Source organism: Bacillus australimaris (assembly GCF_001307105.1).
GTDB lineage: Bacteria > Bacillota > Bacilli > Bacillales > Bacillaceae > Bacillus > Bacillus australimaris.
In genome coordinates, this window is the sequence record NZ_LGYN01000012.1 from 141,599 (window position 1) to 161,125 (window position 19,527).

At 43.3% G+C, this 19,527-nt stretch carries 20 protein-coding genes; 6 read left to right on the top strand and 14 right to left on the bottom strand.

The features are described from left to right. Positions 1–156: 156 nt before the first annotated feature. On the bottom strand, positions 157–1,125 hold the full coding sequence (locus AKG37_RS07370) for a 2-hydroxyacid dehydrogenase (RefSeq protein ID WP_060698215.1): 969 nt from the start codon (positions 1,123–1,125) through the stop codon (positions 157–159). Positions 1,126–1,199: 74 nt separating this feature from the next. After that, on the bottom strand, positions 1,200–2,240 hold the full coding sequence (yutH, locus tag AKG37_RS07375) for a spore coat putative kinase YutH (RefSeq protein ID WP_060698216.1): 1,041 nt from the start codon (positions 2,238–2,240) through the stop codon (positions 1,200–1,202). A gap of 115 nt (positions 2,241–2,355) precedes the next feature. Between yutH and AKG37_RS07380 the strand changes: the two genes are divergently transcribed. Next, complete coding sequence (locus AKG37_RS07380) at positions 2,356–2,856, top strand: phosphatidylglycerophosphatase A family protein (protein ID WP_025094161.1); 501 nt, start codon at positions 2,356–2,358, stop codon at positions 2,854–2,856. Between the two features lie 40 nt (positions 2,857–2,896). Here AKG37_RS07380 and AKG37_RS07385 read toward each other — a convergent pair whose 3' ends face one another. From AKG37_RS07385 to AKG37_RS07395, 3 genes are read right to left on the bottom strand one after another with little or no spacing between them, the layout of a single operon-like run. After that, the gene (locus tag AKG37_RS07385; RefSeq protein ID WP_149865077.1) at positions 2,897–3,670 is read right to left on the bottom strand and encodes a TIGR01457 family HAD-type hydrolase; all 774 of its coding nucleotides are present in this window, start codon (positions 3,668–3,670) and stop codon (positions 2,897–2,899) included. Positions 3,671–3,688: 18 nt separating this feature from the next. Then, the gene (locus AKG37_RS07390; protein ID WP_060698218.1) at positions 3,689–4,123 is read right to left on the bottom strand and encodes a DUF86 domain-containing protein; all 435 of its coding nucleotides are present in this window, start codon (positions 4,121–4,123) and stop codon (positions 3,689–3,691) included. A 19-nt stretch (positions 4,124–4,142) separates the two neighbouring features. Next, the gene (locus AKG37_RS07395; protein ID WP_039181199.1) at positions 4,143–4,418 is read right to left on the bottom strand and encodes a YutD family protein; all 276 of its coding nucleotides are present in this window, start codon (positions 4,416–4,418) and stop codon (positions 4,143–4,145) included. Between the two features lie 120 nt (positions 4,419–4,538). Between AKG37_RS07395 and AKG37_RS07400 the strand changes: the two genes are divergently transcribed. Beyond that, the gene (locus tag AKG37_RS07400) at positions 4,539–5,174 is read left to right on the top strand and encodes a YhcN/YlaJ family sporulation lipoprotein (protein WP_060698219.1); all 636 of its coding nucleotides are present in this window, start codon (positions 4,539–4,541) and stop codon (positions 5,172–5,174) included. 39 nt (positions 5,175–5,213) lie between these two features. Here AKG37_RS07400 and lipA read toward each other — a convergent pair whose 3' ends face one another. After that, a complete protein-coding gene (gene lipA, locus AKG37_RS07405; RefSeq protein WP_008360456.1) occupies positions 5,214–6,110 on the bottom strand; it encodes a lipoyl synthase in 897 nt (298 codons plus the stop codon). Between the two features lie 326 nt (positions 6,111–6,436). Between lipA and AKG37_RS07410 the strand changes: the two genes are divergently transcribed. Continuing rightward, complete coding sequence (locus tag AKG37_RS07410) at positions 6,437–7,384, top strand: M23 family metallopeptidase (protein WP_237697681.1); 948 nt, start codon at positions 6,437–6,439, stop codon at positions 7,382–7,384. A gap of 27 nt (positions 7,385–7,411) precedes the next feature. Here the strand turns inward: AKG37_RS07410 and yunB are convergent, their stop codons facing one another. The 4 genes from yunB to AKG37_RS07430 all read right to left on the bottom strand — a co-directional run bounded on the left by yunB (position 7,412) and on the right by AKG37_RS07430 (position 10,913). After that, positions 7,412–8,176, bottom strand: coding sequence for a sporulation protein YunB (yunB, locus tag AKG37_RS07415; protein ID WP_077233705.1), 765 nt, complete (start codon positions 8,174–8,176; stop codon positions 7,412–7,414). Between the two features lie 75 nt (positions 8,177–8,251). Then, positions 8,252–8,557, bottom strand: coding sequence for a YunC family protein (locus AKG37_RS07420; RefSeq protein ID WP_024425980.1), 306 nt, complete (start codon positions 8,555–8,557; stop codon positions 8,252–8,254). A gap of 67 nt (positions 8,558–8,624) precedes the next feature. Next, positions 8,625–9,998, bottom strand: coding sequence for a bifunctional metallophosphatase/5'-nucleotidase (locus AKG37_RS07425; protein WP_060698222.1), 1,374 nt, complete (start codon positions 9,996–9,998; stop codon positions 8,625–8,627). A 63-nt stretch (positions 9,999–10,061) separates the two neighbouring features. Beyond that, positions 10,062–10,913, bottom strand: coding sequence for a DUF72 domain-containing protein (locus tag AKG37_RS07430; protein WP_060698223.1), 852 nt, complete (start codon positions 10,911–10,913; stop codon positions 10,062–10,064). A 321-nt stretch (positions 10,914–11,234) separates the two neighbouring features. Between AKG37_RS07430 and AKG37_RS07435 the strand changes: the two genes are divergently transcribed. Together AKG37_RS07435 and AKG37_RS07440 are read left to right on the top strand one after the other, a co-directional pair. Continuing rightward, positions 11,235–12,392 carry a PucR family transcriptional regulator gene (locus AKG37_RS07435; RefSeq protein ID WP_060698224.1) on the top strand — a complete coding sequence of 386 codons (1,158 nt, stop codon included), beginning with the start codon at positions 11,235–11,237 and terminating at the stop codon, positions 12,390–12,392. A 77-nt stretch (positions 12,393–12,469) separates the two neighbouring features. Further along, positions 12,470–13,627: an oxalate decarboxylase family bicupin gene (locus AKG37_RS07440; protein WP_060698225.1), complete on the top strand. Its 1,158-nt coding sequence runs from the start codon at positions 12,470–12,472 to the stop codon at positions 13,625–13,627. Between the two features lie 267 nt (positions 13,628–13,894). On the opposite strand, the gene AKG37_RS07445 is transcribed toward AKG37_RS07440, so the two are convergent. From AKG37_RS07445 to AKG37_RS07455, 3 genes are all read right to left on the bottom strand, one after another. Continuing rightward, the gene (locus AKG37_RS07445; RefSeq protein ID WP_060698226.1) at positions 13,895–14,623 is read right to left on the bottom strand and encodes an NPP1 family protein; all 729 of its coding nucleotides are present in this window, start codon (positions 14,621–14,623) and stop codon (positions 13,895–13,897) included. A gap of 291 nt (positions 14,624–14,914) precedes the next feature. Beyond that, the gene (locus tag AKG37_RS07450) at positions 14,915–16,114 is read right to left on the bottom strand and encodes an MFS transporter (protein WP_060698227.1); all 1,200 of its coding nucleotides are present in this window, start codon (positions 16,112–16,114) and stop codon (positions 14,915–14,917) included. Between the two features lie 168 nt (positions 16,115–16,282). Next, the gene (locus tag AKG37_RS07455) at positions 16,283–17,509 is read right to left on the bottom strand and encodes a pyridoxal-phosphate-dependent aminotransferase family protein (RefSeq protein WP_060698228.1); all 1,227 of its coding nucleotides are present in this window, start codon (positions 17,507–17,509) and stop codon (positions 16,283–16,285) included. A 171-nt stretch (positions 17,510–17,680) separates the two neighbouring features. On the opposite strand from AKG37_RS07455, the gene AKG37_RS07460 reads away from it, so the two are divergent. Next, on the top strand, positions 17,681–18,559 hold the full coding sequence (locus AKG37_RS07460) for an endonuclease I family protein (protein ID WP_060698229.1): 879 nt from the start codon (positions 17,681–17,683) through the stop codon (positions 18,557–18,559). Between the two features lie 214 nt (positions 18,560–18,773). Here AKG37_RS07460 and AKG37_RS07465 read toward each other — a convergent pair whose 3' ends face one another. Beyond that, positions 18,774–19,517, bottom strand: coding sequence for an IucA/IucC family C-terminal-domain containing protein (locus AKG37_RS07465; protein WP_060698230.1), 744 nt, complete (start codon positions 19,515–19,517; stop codon positions 18,774–18,776). Positions 19,518–19,527: the final 10 nt, after the last annotated feature.

Consider the following 19,527-nt stretch of genomic DNA (forward strand, 5'->3'; position numbering starts at 1 on the left):
CAATGTACACACATTATAAAGGGGTATCCTCATTTTGACAAGTTAATAAAATAAGAGATTGTCAGAATGAAACCGCTTAACTGCTATTTACATCAAGATTCTATATTTTCAAAATATTTTTGTTAGAAAAGCTCCCGAAAGCCGGGAAGCCTCATATTATGAACGAACCGGCGTTTTGGCTGGCTCGTCTTGTAAGACAAGCGCAATATTTTCAGCACATAAACGCATCATCGTTTTTCTCGTTTCGACACTAGCACTTCCGATATGAGGGAGAACTGTGACGTTACGTAATGTCGTTAACGGATGAGACGGACTGACAGGTTCCTGTCTAAATACATCCAGACCGGCGCCAGCAATCTTTCCTGTTGTGACAGCTTCATATAAAGCATCCTCATTCACCGTCTGTCCTCTTGATACGTTAATAAAATAAGCAGAGTTCTTCATCAGATCAAATGCTTTTTCATTAAACATGTCTTTCGTTTCCGGCGTTAACGGCGTTAGACAGACAATGAAATCAGACTGCTTGAGCAGTTCCTCAAAATCCGCATAGGTCACACCAAGCTGCGCTTCTGCCTCTGGTTTTCTTGAACGATTATGATAAAGAACATTCATATTAAAGCCTTTGGCCCGCTTGGCAAGTGCGGTTCCAATGCTGCCCATACCTACAATCCCGAGCGTTTTGTGATGAACATCAGCACCGGCAAGTAGAAGCGGTCCCCAGCCTGTCCAGTTTCCATCCTTAACCCAATCACTCGCCTCGACAATTCGTCTAGCTGACGCCATCAAAAGAGCAAAGGCTAAATCAGCCGTCGATTCTGTTAAAACGTCCGGTGTATGACATACGGTGATTCCGCGATTTTTGGCTGCTTTCAGATCAATATTGTCATAGCCAACAGCAAGATTTGCGACCACCTTGACATTCGGGGCTTTTGATAAAAGGGACTCATCTATTTGATCTGAAAGCATGGTGAGAAGCGCATCCGCTTTAGCTGCTTGTGTTTCTAACTCTTCTCTTGGACAAGGCTCATCCTCGCTTGGCCACATCTCAACATGAGCGACTTCTTTTAATGGTGTAAGTGATGCTTCATCCAGCTTTCTTGTGATATAAACATAAGGTTTCGTCAAGAAGAACACTCCTTTAATCGGTTTCTTTAAGCATAACGAAAAACGTCTCAAGAGAAAAGAGACGTTTCGTCTGTTCACTGAAACTTCAAATCAGCAGATGGCTGAATCCAGCCAATAGCAGGAATAGGGCTTCCGCCGCTTCGCATGGCACTCATTTCTTGAAAAACCTTTAGAAAGTATTCATAGCGATTGGCATCATTTAAGACGTAATCTAAACGCTCTTCATAATATGCTTTTTCATTTTCTCCGGACATGTAGTAGCCTTCCACAATTTCAAAATAATGAAGCGGGAACAACAGGCGGCTGTATAATAAACGCTTTGAAAAGGAGGAAAGAGGTGTCACCTGCTCATATTGCTGAAGAAAGGAAAAGCCTTCTTCAATTAAATCTTCCTTATGCTGGACAAAGGTTTCTCTTAAGTATTCCGCAATATCACGGGTTGGATGATCAAAGACCCAATCTACAGGTAAACGAAGCGGCTGCTCATGCGGCCATGTCATACGTGAAAAGCGCTGATGACAGACAGTGCCTGAGTCCCCTTCTTTCGGTTCATCATCGAGCTCCGTATCGACTAAATATTGAATGGCATTTTCCGTTAAGCCAAGATAATACGGAAACGATTCAATGAATTTTTTTTCAAATCGTTCCAGCGGTTTTTGATGCATTTGCTGCATCCAAAAGCCTTCTAGCTGATCTAACCGTTTTGCCCACAATTCCTTCCAAGCGCCCACACGTTTAGTTTCAGATACCTCATATGGAAATCCTCTTCCCCTGACATGAAAGGCTGCCAGCTCTGATGCATGCTGAATTGACCGGCTTGAAATCGGCGGTGCGGCTTTTAATAAAGCGTACAGCTCCTTTCCATGGGTAAAGGTGGGCTTCTCTTCATTTGTTAATTCAAACACAGCAACGTATGGGTCTCCGGCATTCAGTAAATACTGACTGATATGATACAACTCTGTGAGTTCTTCTTCACGCAAATGAGACACAGGAACAATGAGGAAGAGAGCCTTCGCCGTTTGAAAGCTCTGATAACTGCCATATGGCGTAAATTGACGAACATCAATACCAAATGTGTGATAAATGGTTTCTTTCATGTTTTCACCTGCGTTCATATGAATCAATCTCTTATCATATCGTAGTCGCAGGTTAAGGGATTTATGAATACTATTTACTATCCGAAGCTTTTTACACGTTGTGGACAAATTACGAGGATTGGGTGAGGAATACATGCCGCATCATCATGAGATGAACGAAGTAGAAAAAACAGCAAGACGCCGTTTACAAGAACGAGGCGTAACCATTCAAGATATAGCAGACCTTGTCTACTTTTTACAGGAAAAATATCATCCTGGCTTAGACATGACAGAGTGCATCCACAATGTGGAGCGTGTCATCGCAAAACGTGAAGTCCAAAATGCGATATTAACGGGCGTCGAGCTAGACGTACTGGCCGAGCAAAAAAAGCTGACCGAGCCGCTGCAATCCATTCTTGAAACAGACGAAAGCCTGTATGGCGTTGATGAAATTTTGTCCTTTGCGATCGTTAATATTTATGGTTCGATCGGCTTTACGAATTACGGATATATCGATAAAGAAAAACCAGGAATTCTCGGAAAACTCAACGATAAATCCACAGGCGAATGCCACACCTTTTTAGATGATATTGTCGGAGCGATTGCTGCTGCAGCATCAAGCAGGCTGGCACATAGTGCGAGAAATGCAGAATAAAGCAAAAAAGAGGACGCGCGCAAAACGCTTGTCCTCTTTTTTATGATAGTCGCTCGATCCAATCAGATAACGAGTCAATGACATAGGTTGGCTGCTTTTCATACTGCTGAAGCAGCTCTTTTGTTGTCACACCTGTATGGACGAGTAATGTGTCCATTCCTGCATTCATTCCTGCCATAATATCTGTATCATAGTTATCACCGACCATGAGCGTTTCAGAGATATCTGTCCCAAGCACACTCATCGCTTGTTCCATAATAATGGATTCTGGCTTTCCGATAAATGTTGGCTGAACTGTTGTGGTGACAGCAAGTACAGATGTTAATGAACCGTTCCCTGGCAAAAGCCCTCTTTCGGTTGGAATGGCAATATCTCCATTTGTGGAGACAAACTGTGCACCTTGACGAATGGCAATCGCACCTACTGCGAATTTTTCATATGTAATGCCGCGGTCAATTCCAACAACAACGAAATCAGCATCTTCCTGACCAAACGTCAGCCCTTTTTCTTCAATGGCCTGCTTGATTCCCTCTTCACCGATGACATAAACAGACGCATCTTTCTTTTGTTCAGCAATATAATTTGCTGTCGCCATACTTGTTGTAAAAACTTGTTCTTCAGTTGCTGGAATATCGAAGGAAACAAGCTTGTCTGCTACCTGCTTCGGCGTACGTGACGAGTTATTCGTGACAAACAAGTAAGGTATGTTCAACTCATTTAACTTTTGAACAAATTGACCTGCTTCTTCGATCTTTTCTGTTCCTTTATACATTGTCCCGTCTAGATCAATTAAATAGCCTTTGTATTTCATGATGTTCACAACTCCATTGGTTTATTTAAACGCTGATACTGGGCCAAGCTCCTGCTCCAAGTAGGTACGGATGCGGCTTGGAAAGACTTCAAGCGCCTGCTCTACCTCACTGATCACCTGTAAGAGGTCATGATGAACCACTTCCTGATATTGCTGCACAAGTGTTTTGCGGGATGAGACAAGCTTTTTCAGCTGACTGCCTTCCTCTTCTGGAACAACTTTTTCATCAACAAGAATATCCATGATGTCATCATAGCTTCCTGGATCACGCATAATAAAGCCATCAATCATGTCATTTCCTGTATCAAGAATACATTCGACGAGCAAATGAACAATTCGTTCCAGCGCTTTTTTCTCTAAAGGACTTGTCCATGTTTGATGACTCCGCATCAACTCATATTGCTCCTCGAAAAAACGTAACGTCTCTTCAATCTTTTTTCTGTCTACGAAATACATCATGACGCTCCCCTTTGCGTTATTTTCTAATTCGTTTTAAGACAAAATAGGCACAGCCAAAGTTACAGTATTCATAAATATATTCATCGAGTGTGCTGATTTTTGTATCAAATGTGGCTTTTTGGTTTTGGTCATCAAAAAACCCCTTCAGCCTCAGCTGATTGTAGCCCCAGTCCCCTACAATATAATCATACTTATTTAAAATATCTGAGTATCTTGCTTTAAACGCTTCTTCATTAAAGCCGTCCTTAATATCTCTTACAAGATCAAAGGTAGCATTCTGAATGACGATCATCTTCTCACCTCTTTTTAAACGATCCATCTTTAATGATAATTCATTGGAAGAACTCCATCAATTGCTAAAGCATGTTTTTTCTGTTTTAGCCGAAGCTAAAGAAAAAAGGAGGTCACATTTATGAAGAAACAATTAACAGCCGCGATTCTCCTCAGCATGCTTTTAGGCGGGTGCGGCTTTCAATCAGGTATGAACCGGCAAGTGGATGAAGATTCTTCAAGTAAAACCATCCGTCTGTCGAATCGTCATGAAGGAAATAATTCCAACATGCCAGAAGCAGACACAAACAGAGCAGGATATGTTCGTTATCAGCGGCAGCAAGTAACGGATCAGAAAGAAAGAACACCTGCTTTAAACCGTGAGCATCTCGCCCACGTCATTACAAGTTTAACTGTCCAGCTGCCAAACATCAAAGATGCATCCACACTTGTGACAGATGAGGATGCACTGATCGTGTATCGAACAGGAAACAAAAACCGTGATGAATCTGCCGATCAAGTAAAGAAAACGGCGGTTTCAGTTCTTCCTCGTTATTATCATGTATACGTCTCTGATAATCCAGAGCACTTTCAATCCATTGCCAATTTTTCACGTCTTCAAACCAATTCACGTGATTTTGATCAAATTTTAAACAAAACGATTCAACAAATGAAATATTCCCCTCAAGGCGGAGAGATATCAAATCAAGAAGATGCCAATGGGATGACGAATTCCGACCGTACGATGAGAAGAAATGCCCCTTACGGCCAAAATTAATACGAGAAAAAACGCCAGAGAGCTCTGGCGTTTTCTTTGTTATGCTTGCGCCTGACGCTTTTTAGACGCTTCGTTTACTTGTTCATCTGCATGGTAGGAAGAGCGCACAAGCGGCCCAGCTTCACAGTGGCTGAAGCCTTTTGACATCGCAATTTCCTTCAGCTCTGCAAACTCATCCGGATGGTAGTATTTTTGAACTTTCAAATGCTTTTTCGAAGGCTGTAAATACTGTCCAATCGCCATGATATCCACGTTGTTCGCAAGAAGATCATCCATGACTTCAATGATTTCTTCCTTCGTTTCACCGAGTCCAATCATAATGCTTGATTTCGTTGGAATGTCAGGCTGCATTTCTTTGGCACGACGCAAGAATTCTAATGAACGATCATATGTAGCACGTGCACGAACCCTTGGCGTTAACCTGCGAACGGTTTCAATGTTGTGATTTAAAATGTCAGGGCGTGTATCCATTAACGTCTTCAAGTTATCATAATTGCCGCCCATGTCTGAAGGGAGAACTTCAATTGTAGTGAATGGGCTTTTTCTTCTAATGGCACGAACGGTTTCAGCAAATACACCTGCTCCGCCATCTTTTTGGTCATCCCTTGCAACCGCTGTGATAACAGCGTGTTTTAAGTTCATTAAGGCTACTGAATCTGCAACGCGTTCTGGCTCTTGCAGATCAAGCTCAGTTGGAAGTCCAGTTTTCACCGCACAGAAACGGCATGCGCGCGTACAAACAGATCCAAGAATCATAAATGTAGCCGTTCTTCTAACTGCCCAGCATTCATGAATATTCGGACATTTTGCTTCTTCACAAACGGTATGCAGGTTGTTTTCCCGCATCATTTTTTTCAAGCCGGTATAGTTTTCATTCGTATTCAGCTTAATTTTAAGCCAGTCCGGTTTTCTTACGTGCTCTTCCTTCTTTGCCAATTCCATCATCTCCATATGAATTCGTTAAAGGTGCATCTACAAAAATCTTCCTGCTATATACGATGGATGCAGCTAAGAAGCTGCAAAAAATTGAATCTTCGGCCTAAAGCCTTTTCTTTAGACACTTTAACATAGTACAGATTGAACAACAAGGGAATGAGCTGCAAAAATACCCAAAAGCCTCCTAAAAAAACAGAAGAAAATTACTAACATTTTCTTCTTATGAAATAGTGTGAACTATCCACACTAAACGGTAGAAGACGATGCTCGATGAAAGGAGATGGACATTTGTGAAAGTGGTTTTAGCCATCATTATCGCTCTTTCAATGCTCCCTTTACCTGTTCATGCAAAAGGGACGGACAAGCAGCCAGACGAATTAAAAGAGAGAATGGCACTATACGAAAAAGTTGCCGTCACGACACAGGTTCCATGGTATGTACTTGCTGCGGTCGATCAGTATGAACACAATATTCGAAAAAGTAGAAGAGATTTACCGAAACAAAAAGGCATCATTGGCATCTACATTCCCCGGGAAATGTGGATTGGACCAGAAAACCCAAATAAGCAGGATACCTCTCCTTTAAGCATTAAAGTGTTTGATGGAATTGGGCTTGATGGGAATGGGGATGGAAAAGCTGAAAGCGATCACGATGAAGATGTATTGTTCACATTTGCTCAATACTTGCTTCACTATGGCAGCAGCATTGATCAATTAAAAATTGCTTTATGGGATTATTATGGACGTGATCAAACCGTTGGAATCATTTCGTCTTTTATGAAGCTGTTTAAGCACTACGGCCATCTTGACCTCGGCAAGCACGCTTTCCCTCTTCCAGTCGGAGCTGACTACAGCTACCGGAGTACATGGGGAGATGCGAGAGGGTTTGGTGGAAGAAGAATTCACGAAGGTACCGATTTATTTGCCCATTATGGACTTCCTGTTCGTGCGACATCGTATGGCGTGATTGAGATGAAGGGCTGGAACCGCTTTGGCGGCTGGCGGATAGGCATTCGAGATATTCATAATCATTATCATTACTTCGCTCACTTAAATGGCTTTGCGAAAGGGCTCAAAACAGGTCAAATTGTTGAACCTGGACAGGTGATTGGTTCTGTCGGAAGCTCCGGTTATGGCCCGCCAGGCACAGCAGGGAAATTTCCACCGCACCTTCACTACGGCATGTATAAAGACAACGGCAGAACCGAATGGTCATTTGACCCATACCCTCATTTAAGGGCGTGGGAAAGAGCTGAGCGGAAACGAAAATCGTAAAAAACAGCCCAATCCAATCTTGGGCTGTTATTCCTCTTTCCCCTTTTTCTCTGGGAGAACAATCGATGGAGCACCTGAGTTTGTTCCGCTGCCGTTATAATAATCTGGTACGTCTCCTTGAACGGCTTGTATGGAGACAGGAACAGAGTTTTTGACCACGATTGTTTCAGATGCGAACGGGATGATGACTCTTACCTTGACCTCAATTAGAACACTAATATCAATCAAGGCATTGTTGATGCCATAAGGCTTAATGTTTTTTTCAACGTCCGTATGCGGATCACCAATGACACTAAAGCGCACAGGCACTTTTGGCCCTAGATTGGCAATGAGTGCATTTCCGGATGCTTGCCCGAGCGGAATGTTATATATAATGCCGTCATGTCCATCTGTTTGATCCTTTAATGCTTCTTTGGCCTCTTTTTGAAAGTTCCCCTTCTCAATGTCCTCTAAATTTTTTTGAAGATGACGTGACAGATCAGCCATTGCTTTCGATGTTGCCTGCGCATTAAAATCGATCGTCGTCACTTTTCCGTTCTCACTTGTATTCATGACCACCATGTCCTTCATATTTTCCTGATCGTCTGCAAAGTCTTGGACGGAATATTGTATGAGGTGATTGGCGATGCGCTCTGTTTCTAGTTCAGCAATGTGAATAAGGGTAGGTTTAATTGATCGGTTGATAAAGAATAAACTGATCACAGTTGAGAGCACAAAGAATAAGATGGCAAGCAGCATGACGTAACGAAATGGCAAAGGGCCCTTTTTGTAGGGGCGATAACGGCGGTTCATTCTCAATAAAAAATCCCCCCTTCTCCATTACAAGTGTATGCAGACAGGCGGGGGGATAGGAATCATCTCTCTATTTTATTTCACCATTTTTAATAATGCGTCTCTTCCAATTGTTCCAGCTGAAATGCCCAGCGCTTCTGCCGCGTATGTCACAGATTCTAAAGGAGCATCGAGCAATTGCTCAATGGTTCTTACACCAACCGCTCTTCCTGCAATAATTCCTCTATCTGCAAGCTTTTCATTCAAGAGCCCGACATCCAGTGCACCGCACATGATATAACCATGTTCATTTGTCACTGCCATGAAATTCGTCTTCGGCAGCTTGACGGTGACAGCTGTAAAGGAATGGCCATCAATTGTAATAGGTGTTAAATTCACCAAATCCCTTCACTCCTCTCATCACAATCTATGTGAAAAGAGGGCGGGTGTTGTTAGGCTGAAGCGGATTTCATGTTGCTTCCTTTAAGCGCCATGTCAGAACATCACGTAAAAATTCAGGCATGAAATATTCAATGTGTTCGTGATCACGGATATGAGGAAAAAGTGAGCCTAATGTATACATATCCACTGTGCCAACTGTGTATAAGGCGTCCTTTTTAATCAATTGCCCGTTTACAAAGACATCCTTCACCCGTTTGGCTTCACCTTCTTCTAATGAATAGGTGAGACCGCTGTATAGCATTTTCCCCATCAGCTCACCTCTAAAGCCGAAGCCTTTGATGCGCAGCTGTTCCATTTTTTCTTCACAGCCCCGCCGAACCGTTTCGATAAGCTGTTGACCTGTCAGCGTCACCCGAATTGGATTAATGGGATGCGGACATATCCGGTGGATTTCCTCTCTTGTGACGATCCCTGCCTCTAATGAATCGAGCACCATACCTGCATTCATCATGCCAATATCTGCCCCGCACCAATCTTTAATGGCATCTGTTAAAAGCTGTGGAAGCGGAGATTCATCGAACCACTTCGTTTCCAGCCTCGACTCGATCGTTGTCACTTTTTCCTGCATGAGGGCTTTCGCTCTTCTTTCTGCCTGCTGTAAGGTGGTGATGGCTTCATCTGATTCGCTGATGAGCTGATCCACTGACTGCACTGTCGCTTTTTTCTCTATGAGCTCTTTGCGTGCTGTGTCAATCGTCAGCTCGACACAGCCAATATAATGCCCATACTTTTCGGCACATGCAAGCAGCACACCATTGTCCATTTCGCCCTGTTCTAACAGATGATGCGTGTGTGACCCTAGGATGACTTCGATTTCAGGGAAATCACGAGCGACCTCCCGATCATGAGTGATACCAAGATGGGATAAGAGCACAATGACATCCGCCTGTCCTTTCACTTCCTGCAGCATGTCCCGTATGCTGTCAAACGGGTCTGTAATGTTCCAGCCCAGCTTTTCATATACGGGTGTATACGCAATGGTCACGCCTAAGAGACAGAGCTTCAACCCGTTTTCCATTGTGATCATATGATAAGGCTTTGCCCACGATGGCCTTTTGCCTTTCTCAAATAAATTAGACAGGATTACTGGAAAATGCGCATGCTCATACAATTGATCCAGCTGATCATGTGGCAGCGTAATGCCTTCATTATTCCCAATCGTAACCCCATCATAGCCAAGCTGATTGAGTAGCTTAACATTTACCTTTCCATAATCGGCTTCTGACACGAGGTTCACTCGGTCCATATGGTCGCCAATATCAAACAAGAGCATCTGATCGTGAACTTGACGCTTTTCTTCAATATAAGCTGCAATTTTTGGCCAGTTCTCAAAGTGGCTGTGCAAATCGTTTGTATGATATAACCATAGCTTCTGCAGCATGTTGATCTCTCCCTCAAGTTGTCACTGAACCGTCTCATTCAGGTTGAAAGCCGCAGCTTTCGTTTAACTAAATAAATCTAACTGCTTCGGAGACAAGCTTGAATACGTAATATCCAGCAAATCAATCATCTGCTGGCCATTCGCCGCTGCATCTCCGCCGGAGTTATTATTAAACACGACATAAACATCTTTCGATTGCTGATGCAAGATGTCGAGATTCTTTTTCCACTCTTTTAATTCAGCTTCATTATATAAATATAAGTACCTCACTTCACGCCAATTCTCATGGTCTGCCGGGTGAAGCCAGCCCTGTTTATTCCTTCCATGAAAACGGACCAATGTTTTATCACGATGTGTAGCTTGTATCACTGGCGGAATGGAGCCTTCCCCCACTTGCGGTTCATCACAGACAGAATGAATCCACCCTTCTTTTTCCATAAAGGACAAGGTCTGCTCATAGAATTCGTCTGAGAACCATGTACGGTTTCGGAATTCAAGGGCACATGGAATGTCACCCATCTTCTCCTTACACCATCTTAAATAAAGGACGTGTTCTTTTTTGCAATCAAACCATGGTGGAAATTGAAATAGCACCATGGCGAGTTTCTTTTCACGAATGAGCGGAGTCAATGAAAGAATAAATGCATCAAACATGTCCTCCTTCGAAGCAAAAGGAATCTCGCCCCTTTGATGTCCAGTCATGCCTTGGTATGCTTTCACGACAAATTGAAAGGCATCCGGAGTATCCTTTATCCACTTTTCATGATTGCGTTCAGGCTGAACCGCGTAAAAGCTGGCATCGAGTTCCACAATAGGAAACGTTGACGCGTAGTGAAACAGCTTTTGCGCGCTGCCAATTTTCGGCGGATAAAGACTGTCATGATCCCCCCAGCCAGTTAATCCGATATAAATCATGTTTCTCACCTCTTGCCACTTTCATATATAGACGGCTTCCTCACAGCAAAGCCTTTGTCTTTTGTGATCCCCATATTTCTGAAAGAAATTCTTCTGTTTACAACATATCATATTTGCTCGTAATTCTGAATGAAGATGACTGGTGGCACGTGATTTTGTCCTGTCACTCTGTTTGTTTGTCATATTAATTAACAACTTTCTATCTAAAATGATTTTAGCTGATAACATAAAATGCATATCAGAGATGTTGACAGTGATTGTCCATTTTTTTATTCATCTTCACCAAGAGCTATAGCTCTTTACAAAGGAGACCGAGTGGATATGAACATAGACAATAACCAATTTGAAATTTTACAAAAAATGGCCAAAACAATTCACAAGCCTGTCTATTTATATAACCAGCACGGACGTATTCTCTACACCTCACATACCATGATCACGAGCCCAGAATGGATTCACCTTCTCCCCTTTTTCCGAAGCAGGACAAACCACTCGTTTTCGATGATCCAAGTGAAACAAACCTTTTCCGTCTTTCCAATTGATCTAAACGAACAAACATGTGATTACCTTGTCATCCCTTCCTTCATCCCCCCGCAAAATAAAGCATTGCATGCGACGATTGCAAAAGCGGTAAACGAAATATCGATTGCACGAATGAGACAATATGCCGCCCTGCAAACGACCAAGCGTGCTAGAAATGAAGGCTTTCGCAGATGGATAGAGAGGTCATCGTCTTCCCAGCAAGACGCCCCACGTCTCGCACAGGCGTTTGGATTAAATGTAGAAAGCAGCTATTTATGTATAATCTGTCAGCTTGATCAGCTTATTGATGCCGCATTTTTTAAGAAGCAGCAAATGGTTTTAGATCAAGTGATTGACTTGCTCGACAGCGCCATTGCAAGCAGTCCATTTCCTGCCTTTCTGTTTGTCAAAGGTGATACGGGTGTTGTATTGATGGAGGAGACAGGCAGTTGGTCTGAGATGAGTGACAGGCTCATCTCTTTTTTAAAACAGCTGCAGATCCTCGTGAAAATACATGTAAATCACACGATTTCCTTCGGGGTAAGCTTGACCGGCTATCCCATCCCCCATCTATCCGAGGGCTACAGTGAAGCATTAGAGGCTCTTCAAGCGGGACATCTCTCATCACGAACTGAATATATTCAGTTCTACCAAGCAAAGGATGTATCAGATTTACTAAAGCTCATTCCAAAAAAAGATGTCATCACGTTTCACCAGCTACACCTTCACCCGTTATCTGAACCATCACAAGCAGACCAAAGCCTTCTTCACACCTTATCTGTCTATTTAGAAACCCATTGCCACATTTCAGAAACAGCCAAACGATTGTCAATTCATCGCAACACAGTCATTTATCGACTGGAGAAATGCGAGGAATTGCTTCGGATCAGCTTAAAAGATCCTGACGCAACATTGCGGCTGCGCTTAGCCTTCCGTATTCAAAGATTTCTCTCATAACATCCTGATTGAATTTTTTCTTCCGACTCTTCATATAGTTTGTAGGAGAAAAGTGAGACGAAAGGGAGGGATGACAAATGGATGAAGAGCTGCGTCACATCCCGCAGCCCATTCGAAAGGATGGTGCTGGTGCCACCGATTTAGGCCCGCGCGATGTCCTTCGAGATATAGAGAACCCAGATATGCTCGTACCTCCTAAAACCGATGCCGGAACAATCCCTAATTTAAAATTTTCATATTCTGATACACACATGCAATTGAATCATGGCGGCTGGTCGAGGGAAATTACGAAGCGAGAGCTGCCTGTTTCAACAACGATTGCGGGTGTCAACATGCGGCTCACACGCGGAGGCGTTCGTGAGCTTCATTGGCATAAGCAGGCGGAATGGGCGTATATGATTTTAGGCAAAGCTCGCATCACATCTGTAGATGCACAAGGGCGAAATATGATCGCTGATGTTGAAGAGGGTGATCTGTGGTATTTTCCACCTGGTATCCCGCACTCCATACAAGGACTTGAGGATGGGTGTGAATTTCTTTTAGTGTTTGACGATGGCGCTTTTTCTGAATTTGATACATTCACGATTACAGACTGGTTTGCCCATACACCAAAAGATATTCTCTCCGCCAATTTTGGTGTCCCTCAGAAAATGTTCGAGCATATTCCGAATAAGCAGCGCTATATGTTTCAAGGATCGCCGCCGGCATCATTAGAAAGCCAATTCGTATCTGATCCATACGGCAGCATCCAGCCACCATTTACGCATAAGCTTCTTCACCAAGAACCGCTGACGACCTCTGGCGGGACAGTCCGAATTGTCGATTCGCGGAATTTTCCGATTTCAATAACCATTGCAGCTGCACTAGTTGAAGTAAAACCTGGCGGCATGAGAGAAATGCACTGGCACCCTAATAATGATGAGTGGCAATATTATTTAACCGGTACGGCCAAAATGACGGTTTTTGGAGCAGGAGGTACTGCCCGAACCTTTAATTACAGAGCAGGTGATGTGGGATATGTTCCATTTGGTATGGGGCATTACATCCAAAATATTGGCCAAACGAGCCTTTGGTTTTTAGAGATTTTTAAAAGTGATCGGTTTGAAGATATTTCGTTGAATCAGTGGATGGCCTTAACCCCTCCTCAATTAGTAAAAGAGCATTTACACGTAGATGATGCGATGATTCGTGCGCTTCATAAAGAAAAATCACCTGTCGTTAAATATGAGAGGTAATGCTATATCATGATAAAAAACCGATCATCTAAAAATGATCGGTTCAAATTGTTGACAAAGTGCTAAAATGATGTTTATTTTAGCACTTTGTCTTCTTTTCAGCGTGATAGAAAACCTTTGCAGTCTAGGAAGGACGAGCACTGGCGCGGAGCGAATTTGACATTCGTGAGCACCAGCGCGCAGACCTGACAACGAATGCGAGGGTTTGTCTACACGCTGAACCGATCATCTAAAAATGATCGGTTTTCTTTCATGGTTCACCTTATCTTATCGATACCAAGCTTTTGCTAAATTGTTTTTAAAATTACTGTCTTTGAATGGTACGTTGGCACTACCAAAGTCTGTCGTATTCAATGCATGTCTTGCAGCCGGCGTTAGATCATCCCAGCCAATTAAAGGCTGCATCCCTTTTCCGCTCACATTGCCGCTTACATCTAACTCGTGATTCAATGGCCAGTTGCTATCATAACCAACCAAAGGATTTGTCCCTAAAATACTTGCTGCACTCGGTGCTGCTTTCTTATATTGCCCATGTCCTGAGTAAGCAATCGATTGAACACGCGGGTTGGCTACAGCTGGGTTGTCAATCCAAACGACAATGGATTCCCAATCATGACGATGGCCAAAGCCTGGTGAAGGATTATCTTTTGGGAAATACCAAGCATACATAATCGCCCAGCTGCCATTGTACCAATCTGAACGTGAATATACTTGACCGATATTACTGCTGCATCCACCATTATGTGAACCGCTCGTTTTTAACCCTCTGCTAGTGTTTCCAGCAGCATCTACAGCTGGGAATGGTACACATCCATGCCATACTTTCAAATAAGGCTGAAATTTTTTCGCAGCTTTTTGTGTAACAGTTGTTGGGTTGACCTCTCTAAAACCAACTACCTTGTCATGATCAATTTCTGCCGCATGAACTGCTGATGGCACTGCGGTACTAAACATGGTGACGATTAAAAATATAATAGCAAACAGAAACTTCTTCATTTTCTATCCCCTTTTCTCTTAATTTTCTCAGTTACCTCATGCTGTCGAGTTTGATGTTACCATTGCGAAAAAAACCAATCAATCATTTTTTACACAAAATGTATAATTCAGTATTTTATTAACAAGTTTTTGTTGATTCAATAGACCTAAATATATTGTTTATCTCTGAGAAAAAGGTATAAATATTGATAAAACTCAATATTCATTTAGATAAAATATGAAATACATACTATTTCTAATTGGAATTTTTCTAAATACTTTTCATTCCATAAAAAAAAGATTGTAGATCAACTACAATCTCCCTCCCGCTGCTGATGCATGCTGCACTTTTTTCCCCCACATGATGGATGCAGCGAAACTGACGCAAAGCACCAATGTTCCAAACATAAACGGAAACTCAATATTCACATCAAATAATATACCCGCTAAACTCGGTCCGACGATATTGGCAAGGCTCATAAAGGAAGTATTGAGACCACCGGCTACCCCTTGCTGATTGCCTGCCATTTTGGACAGCAATGTATTGAGGGCTGGACGGACAAATGAAGTCGCCGACAAAAATAAAATCGAACCTGTAAAGATCCACCAAAAGGACGGCGCAAAACGGCAGGCGATCAACATAAAAGCCGCACCTAACAGCGCATAACGTACGACTCTCATCTCCCCAAGTCGTTTCACACAGGCATTCACTAACGCACCTTGGACAAGCACTCCAGCAAGACCCGCAATCGTAATCACAAACGCAATATCCTTTGGTGAAAATTCGTGTTTTTGGTCTACATATAAGCCAAAAATCGATTCAAAATGGATGATCCCAAAATTAAGGACAAAGGCCAATATAAACAAAAAGCCGTATGATGTCTTTAGGGCTTGGATCATTTGCACAAAAGGATTGAAATGAATATCCTTGTTGAGCCGCGCCTCTTCCTGCTTTTCCTTTGTTAATGTTTCAGGTAAGAATAGGATGGATAACAAGGTGGAAAGAGCGGCAAAGGAGCCGGCAATGAGAAAAGGAAAAGCGATCCCAAACTCAACCAAATAACCGCCAACGCCCGGCCCAATGACAAAACCTAGTGTCATTGCTGCACTAAATAGCCCCATTCCTTTCCCTCGGTCCTTTTCACTTGTGATATCTGCGATGTATGCAAACATGGCTGGCATGAGCAAGGCCCCGGCTGCACCGGCTAAAAACCGTGACACAAACAGCATCCAAAGCTGATCGGCAAAGGCAAAAATAAATTGGGCAATGGTAAAACCCGCGATCCCGGCAATGATCAATTTTCTTCGTCCAAATCGATCGGTCAGTGCACCGGCAATCGGTGATAACGCAAATTGTGTAAGACCTGTTGCAGCGACGAGGAAACCGAGCGTTTTTCCTGTTGCACCAAAGGCTTCAATGTAACTCGGCATGACAGGTACAATGAGGCCAAAGCCAAGCATGGCAATAAAAATATTGAGCATCAAAATGTATAATCTGCCCATCTTCTTCATACAAAAAACCTCTTTCTACAAAATAAATGAAAATGATGACAAAAATAATGAGAACTTCTCCAGTATAGCGATATCCTCGTCTATAAGTCTAGTTTTTCAAAAAATAGCGTTCTTTTCCAAATGAAAAATACCCGCCAATGGCGAGTATGAAGGATCTCTTTATTCAGCTTATTCATAGATAGAAAGAGCTGCCTGAAGCCCAGCCCCGCAATTGATAGACGCACCGTGTTTGATGAGGATCGCTTCAAGACCTGCTAAAACAAACAGCACATTTTCCTTTCGGCAGCTGTAGCCCATGGTGCCAATTCTCCATATACGCCCAGCGAGCGGTCCAAAGGAGCTTGCAATTTCAATCCCAAAATGATGGAGCAGGTCGGCCCGTACTGCTTCTCCATCAATACCATTTGGAATGACAATGCATGTCACAACCGGCATTTTACAATCTGGATCACCAAACAATTCAAGCCCCATCGCTTCAAGACCTTTCATCAAGGCTTTCTCATGATACGTGTGCCTTTGAAAACGCTCAGACAGCCCTTCTTCCAACACTAGACGAACCCCTTCTCGCAGTGCATAGAGCATCGTTGTCGCTTCTGTGTGATGATTTAATCGTCTTGGGCTCCAGTAATCCTGAAGCTGGCTTAAATCAAAGTAATTGCTTTTGATTGGAGAAATATCGATCTGTTTTTGTAATTCTTCCTCTGTCGCAATTCCTTTTTCTACTTTCTTTCTCGCTTCAATGACAGCTGCCACCCGGTCATTATACGTAATAGGTGACATGCCTGATGGAACAGATAAGCATTTCTGTGTGCCGCCAATCGCCGCATCAATGTTCCATTCATCCACTTTTACTTCGACACCGCCAATGGTTGCCACAGCGTCTACAATAAACAGCGCATCAAATGCCCGGCACGCTTCACCGATTTGCTTGAGCGGCTGCAATCGCCCGGTGGATGTTTCACCATGAACCATTGCAACGATTTTAGGCTTGACCTGCTTTATTTCTTGGATGATATCGTTAGGATCAAAAACCGTCCCCCATTCACATTCCATAGTATGTACCTCAGCACCATAGCGCTGCCCTATTTCAATGAGCAGGTGACCGAAGCGTCCAAAGACAGGCACAAGCATCGAATCACCCGGCTCAATCACGCTGGCAAGCACAGCTTCAAGCCCTGAACGGGACGTACCATCAATAGGATAAGCCCATTTGTTTTCCGTTTGAAAAAGTGACCTTAATAAAATCATCGTTTCATTCATCAAGTGTGTAAATGCTGGATCAAATTGACCGAGAATTGGGGTGCTCATCACACGGAGCACTCGCGGATCTACTTCTACTGGCCCCGGTGTCATAATGGTTCTTGAAGGTGTGTGCAGTTCTTTCACGTTATCCATCCTCTCCCTTGCTGTCCATCCTTATATGCCCACTTATACAGGAATGCTTCTAAAATAGCAATCTCTTTTCTCACGAATTGATTACATAAAATTTACGATAAATCCATTTATTTCTTCATGGTAATGTGATAGAAATAAAGAGAATACATTCCCTATCAAGGAGGAAATCGAATGAAGAGAACATTATTTGGAACTGTCGCCGCCGGAATCATGATATTCGGTACATTCGCCGCCCCGCTGCCCCCAGCTGCAAATGCTCAAGGTTTCACGCTGAATGAACCAAGTCAAACGATCACCTTTTCCCCGTTACAACTTCAAAACGAAACATCTGCACAGCAAACACAAACAGCTGCCACAAGTCAAACCGATTCCTATTACCAATCTGCTGCTGGCAAATCAGGACCCACTCTTAAAAAGGCTTTACACGATATCATTGATGATCATACACAGCTATCCTACAGCCAGGTTTGGGATGCATTAAAGAAAACAGATGAAGACCCCAATAACCCAAACAATGTGCTGCTGCTTTATAGTGGTGTCTCCCGCTCAAAACAAGCGAATGGTGGAAATGTCGGTCAGTGGAACCGGGAGCATGTATGGGCCAAGTCTCATGGCAATTTTGGGACAAGCCAAGGGCCTGGGACAGATCTCCACCACCTTCGTGCGACAGATGTGCAAACGAATAGCACACGTGGAAATTTAGATTTTGACACGGGCGGTAATGAATACAAAGGGGCGCCGGGCAATTTCTACGACAGCGACTCATTCGAACCTCACAGCCGGGTCAAAGGAGATGTTGCGAGAATGCTCTTTTATATGGCGGTTCGCTACGAGGGTGATGACCGCTTTCCAGATCTAGAATTGAACGACAAAGTGAATAATGGAAGCTCCCCTCTTCACGGTAAAATGTCTGTGCTTCTCAAATGGCACAAGCAAGACCCAGTCGATCAAATCGAACGGAATCGCAACGAGATCATATATCAAACGTATCAGCACAACCGCAATCCTTTTATCGATCACCCTGAATGGGCAAGCGCAATTTGGGAATAAAAAAAGCACTGCTATGAGCAAGCAGTGCTTCAGATTGTTGACAAAAGTCTAAAATGATCTTTATTTTAGACTTTTGTCTTCTTTTCAGCGTGACCTGAAAACCTTTGCAGTCTAGGAAGGACGAGTACCGGAGCGGAGCGAATTTGACATTCGTGAGCACCGGAGCGCAGACCTGACACCGAATGCGAGGGTTTGTCCGCGCGCTGAGGCACTGCTACGAGCAAGCAGTGCCTTTCTTTTTATCAAGCGGACAGACGAGACAATAATCAAGACTCTCCGATTTTTTCTCAAGCTGATAATACATACAGCAGGTCTTCCGATTAGATGTTTCAAGTAAACTGTCGTCTAAGTTTAAGCTGTGCTGAAATGGATTTTGCTGTGCTCCAAATACTTCACCAGCCGCCTGCTTCAGATACAGGTAATCCTCCCGTATACGCTGCTTCACCGAAGACTCTTCGGCTTCCCGCATCATGCTTCGATAAAGAGAATTGATCCGAACCGCTACATTTTCCCATAAAATACGAGAAGAGAGTTTTGATGTCCGGTTCAGCACGTCAAAAAGAGGTGTGACACACTCCGTAAACAGCGTGTGCACGACCCTCTCTCTCCACTGTTGTCGATCTCCTTCTAGTGGAACAAACGAACACACCGCCTGATCCAATTCAATTTTCCGATCCTCTCTAAATGCACATGCTGCTGGTGAAAACTGATAGACACCGTCATACAGCGTCATCAAGTATAAAGAGGAACTGACGGCTAAGTAGGCATACCGCTTTGAAAACATAGAGGCTGCCACCGCCAAAGTCGGTGCATGCATGGCTTTCTTTTCAGCCTCTAATAAACGCATGACAGATGCTTCTGAAAAAAGCGCAGCAAGTGTGCGATCAGATGTCATTGGTCCACTTTTGATGTGTACCCCAAAATCAAGTAATTCTTTCTCAACCCACTCTGGCCTCATATCAAAACCC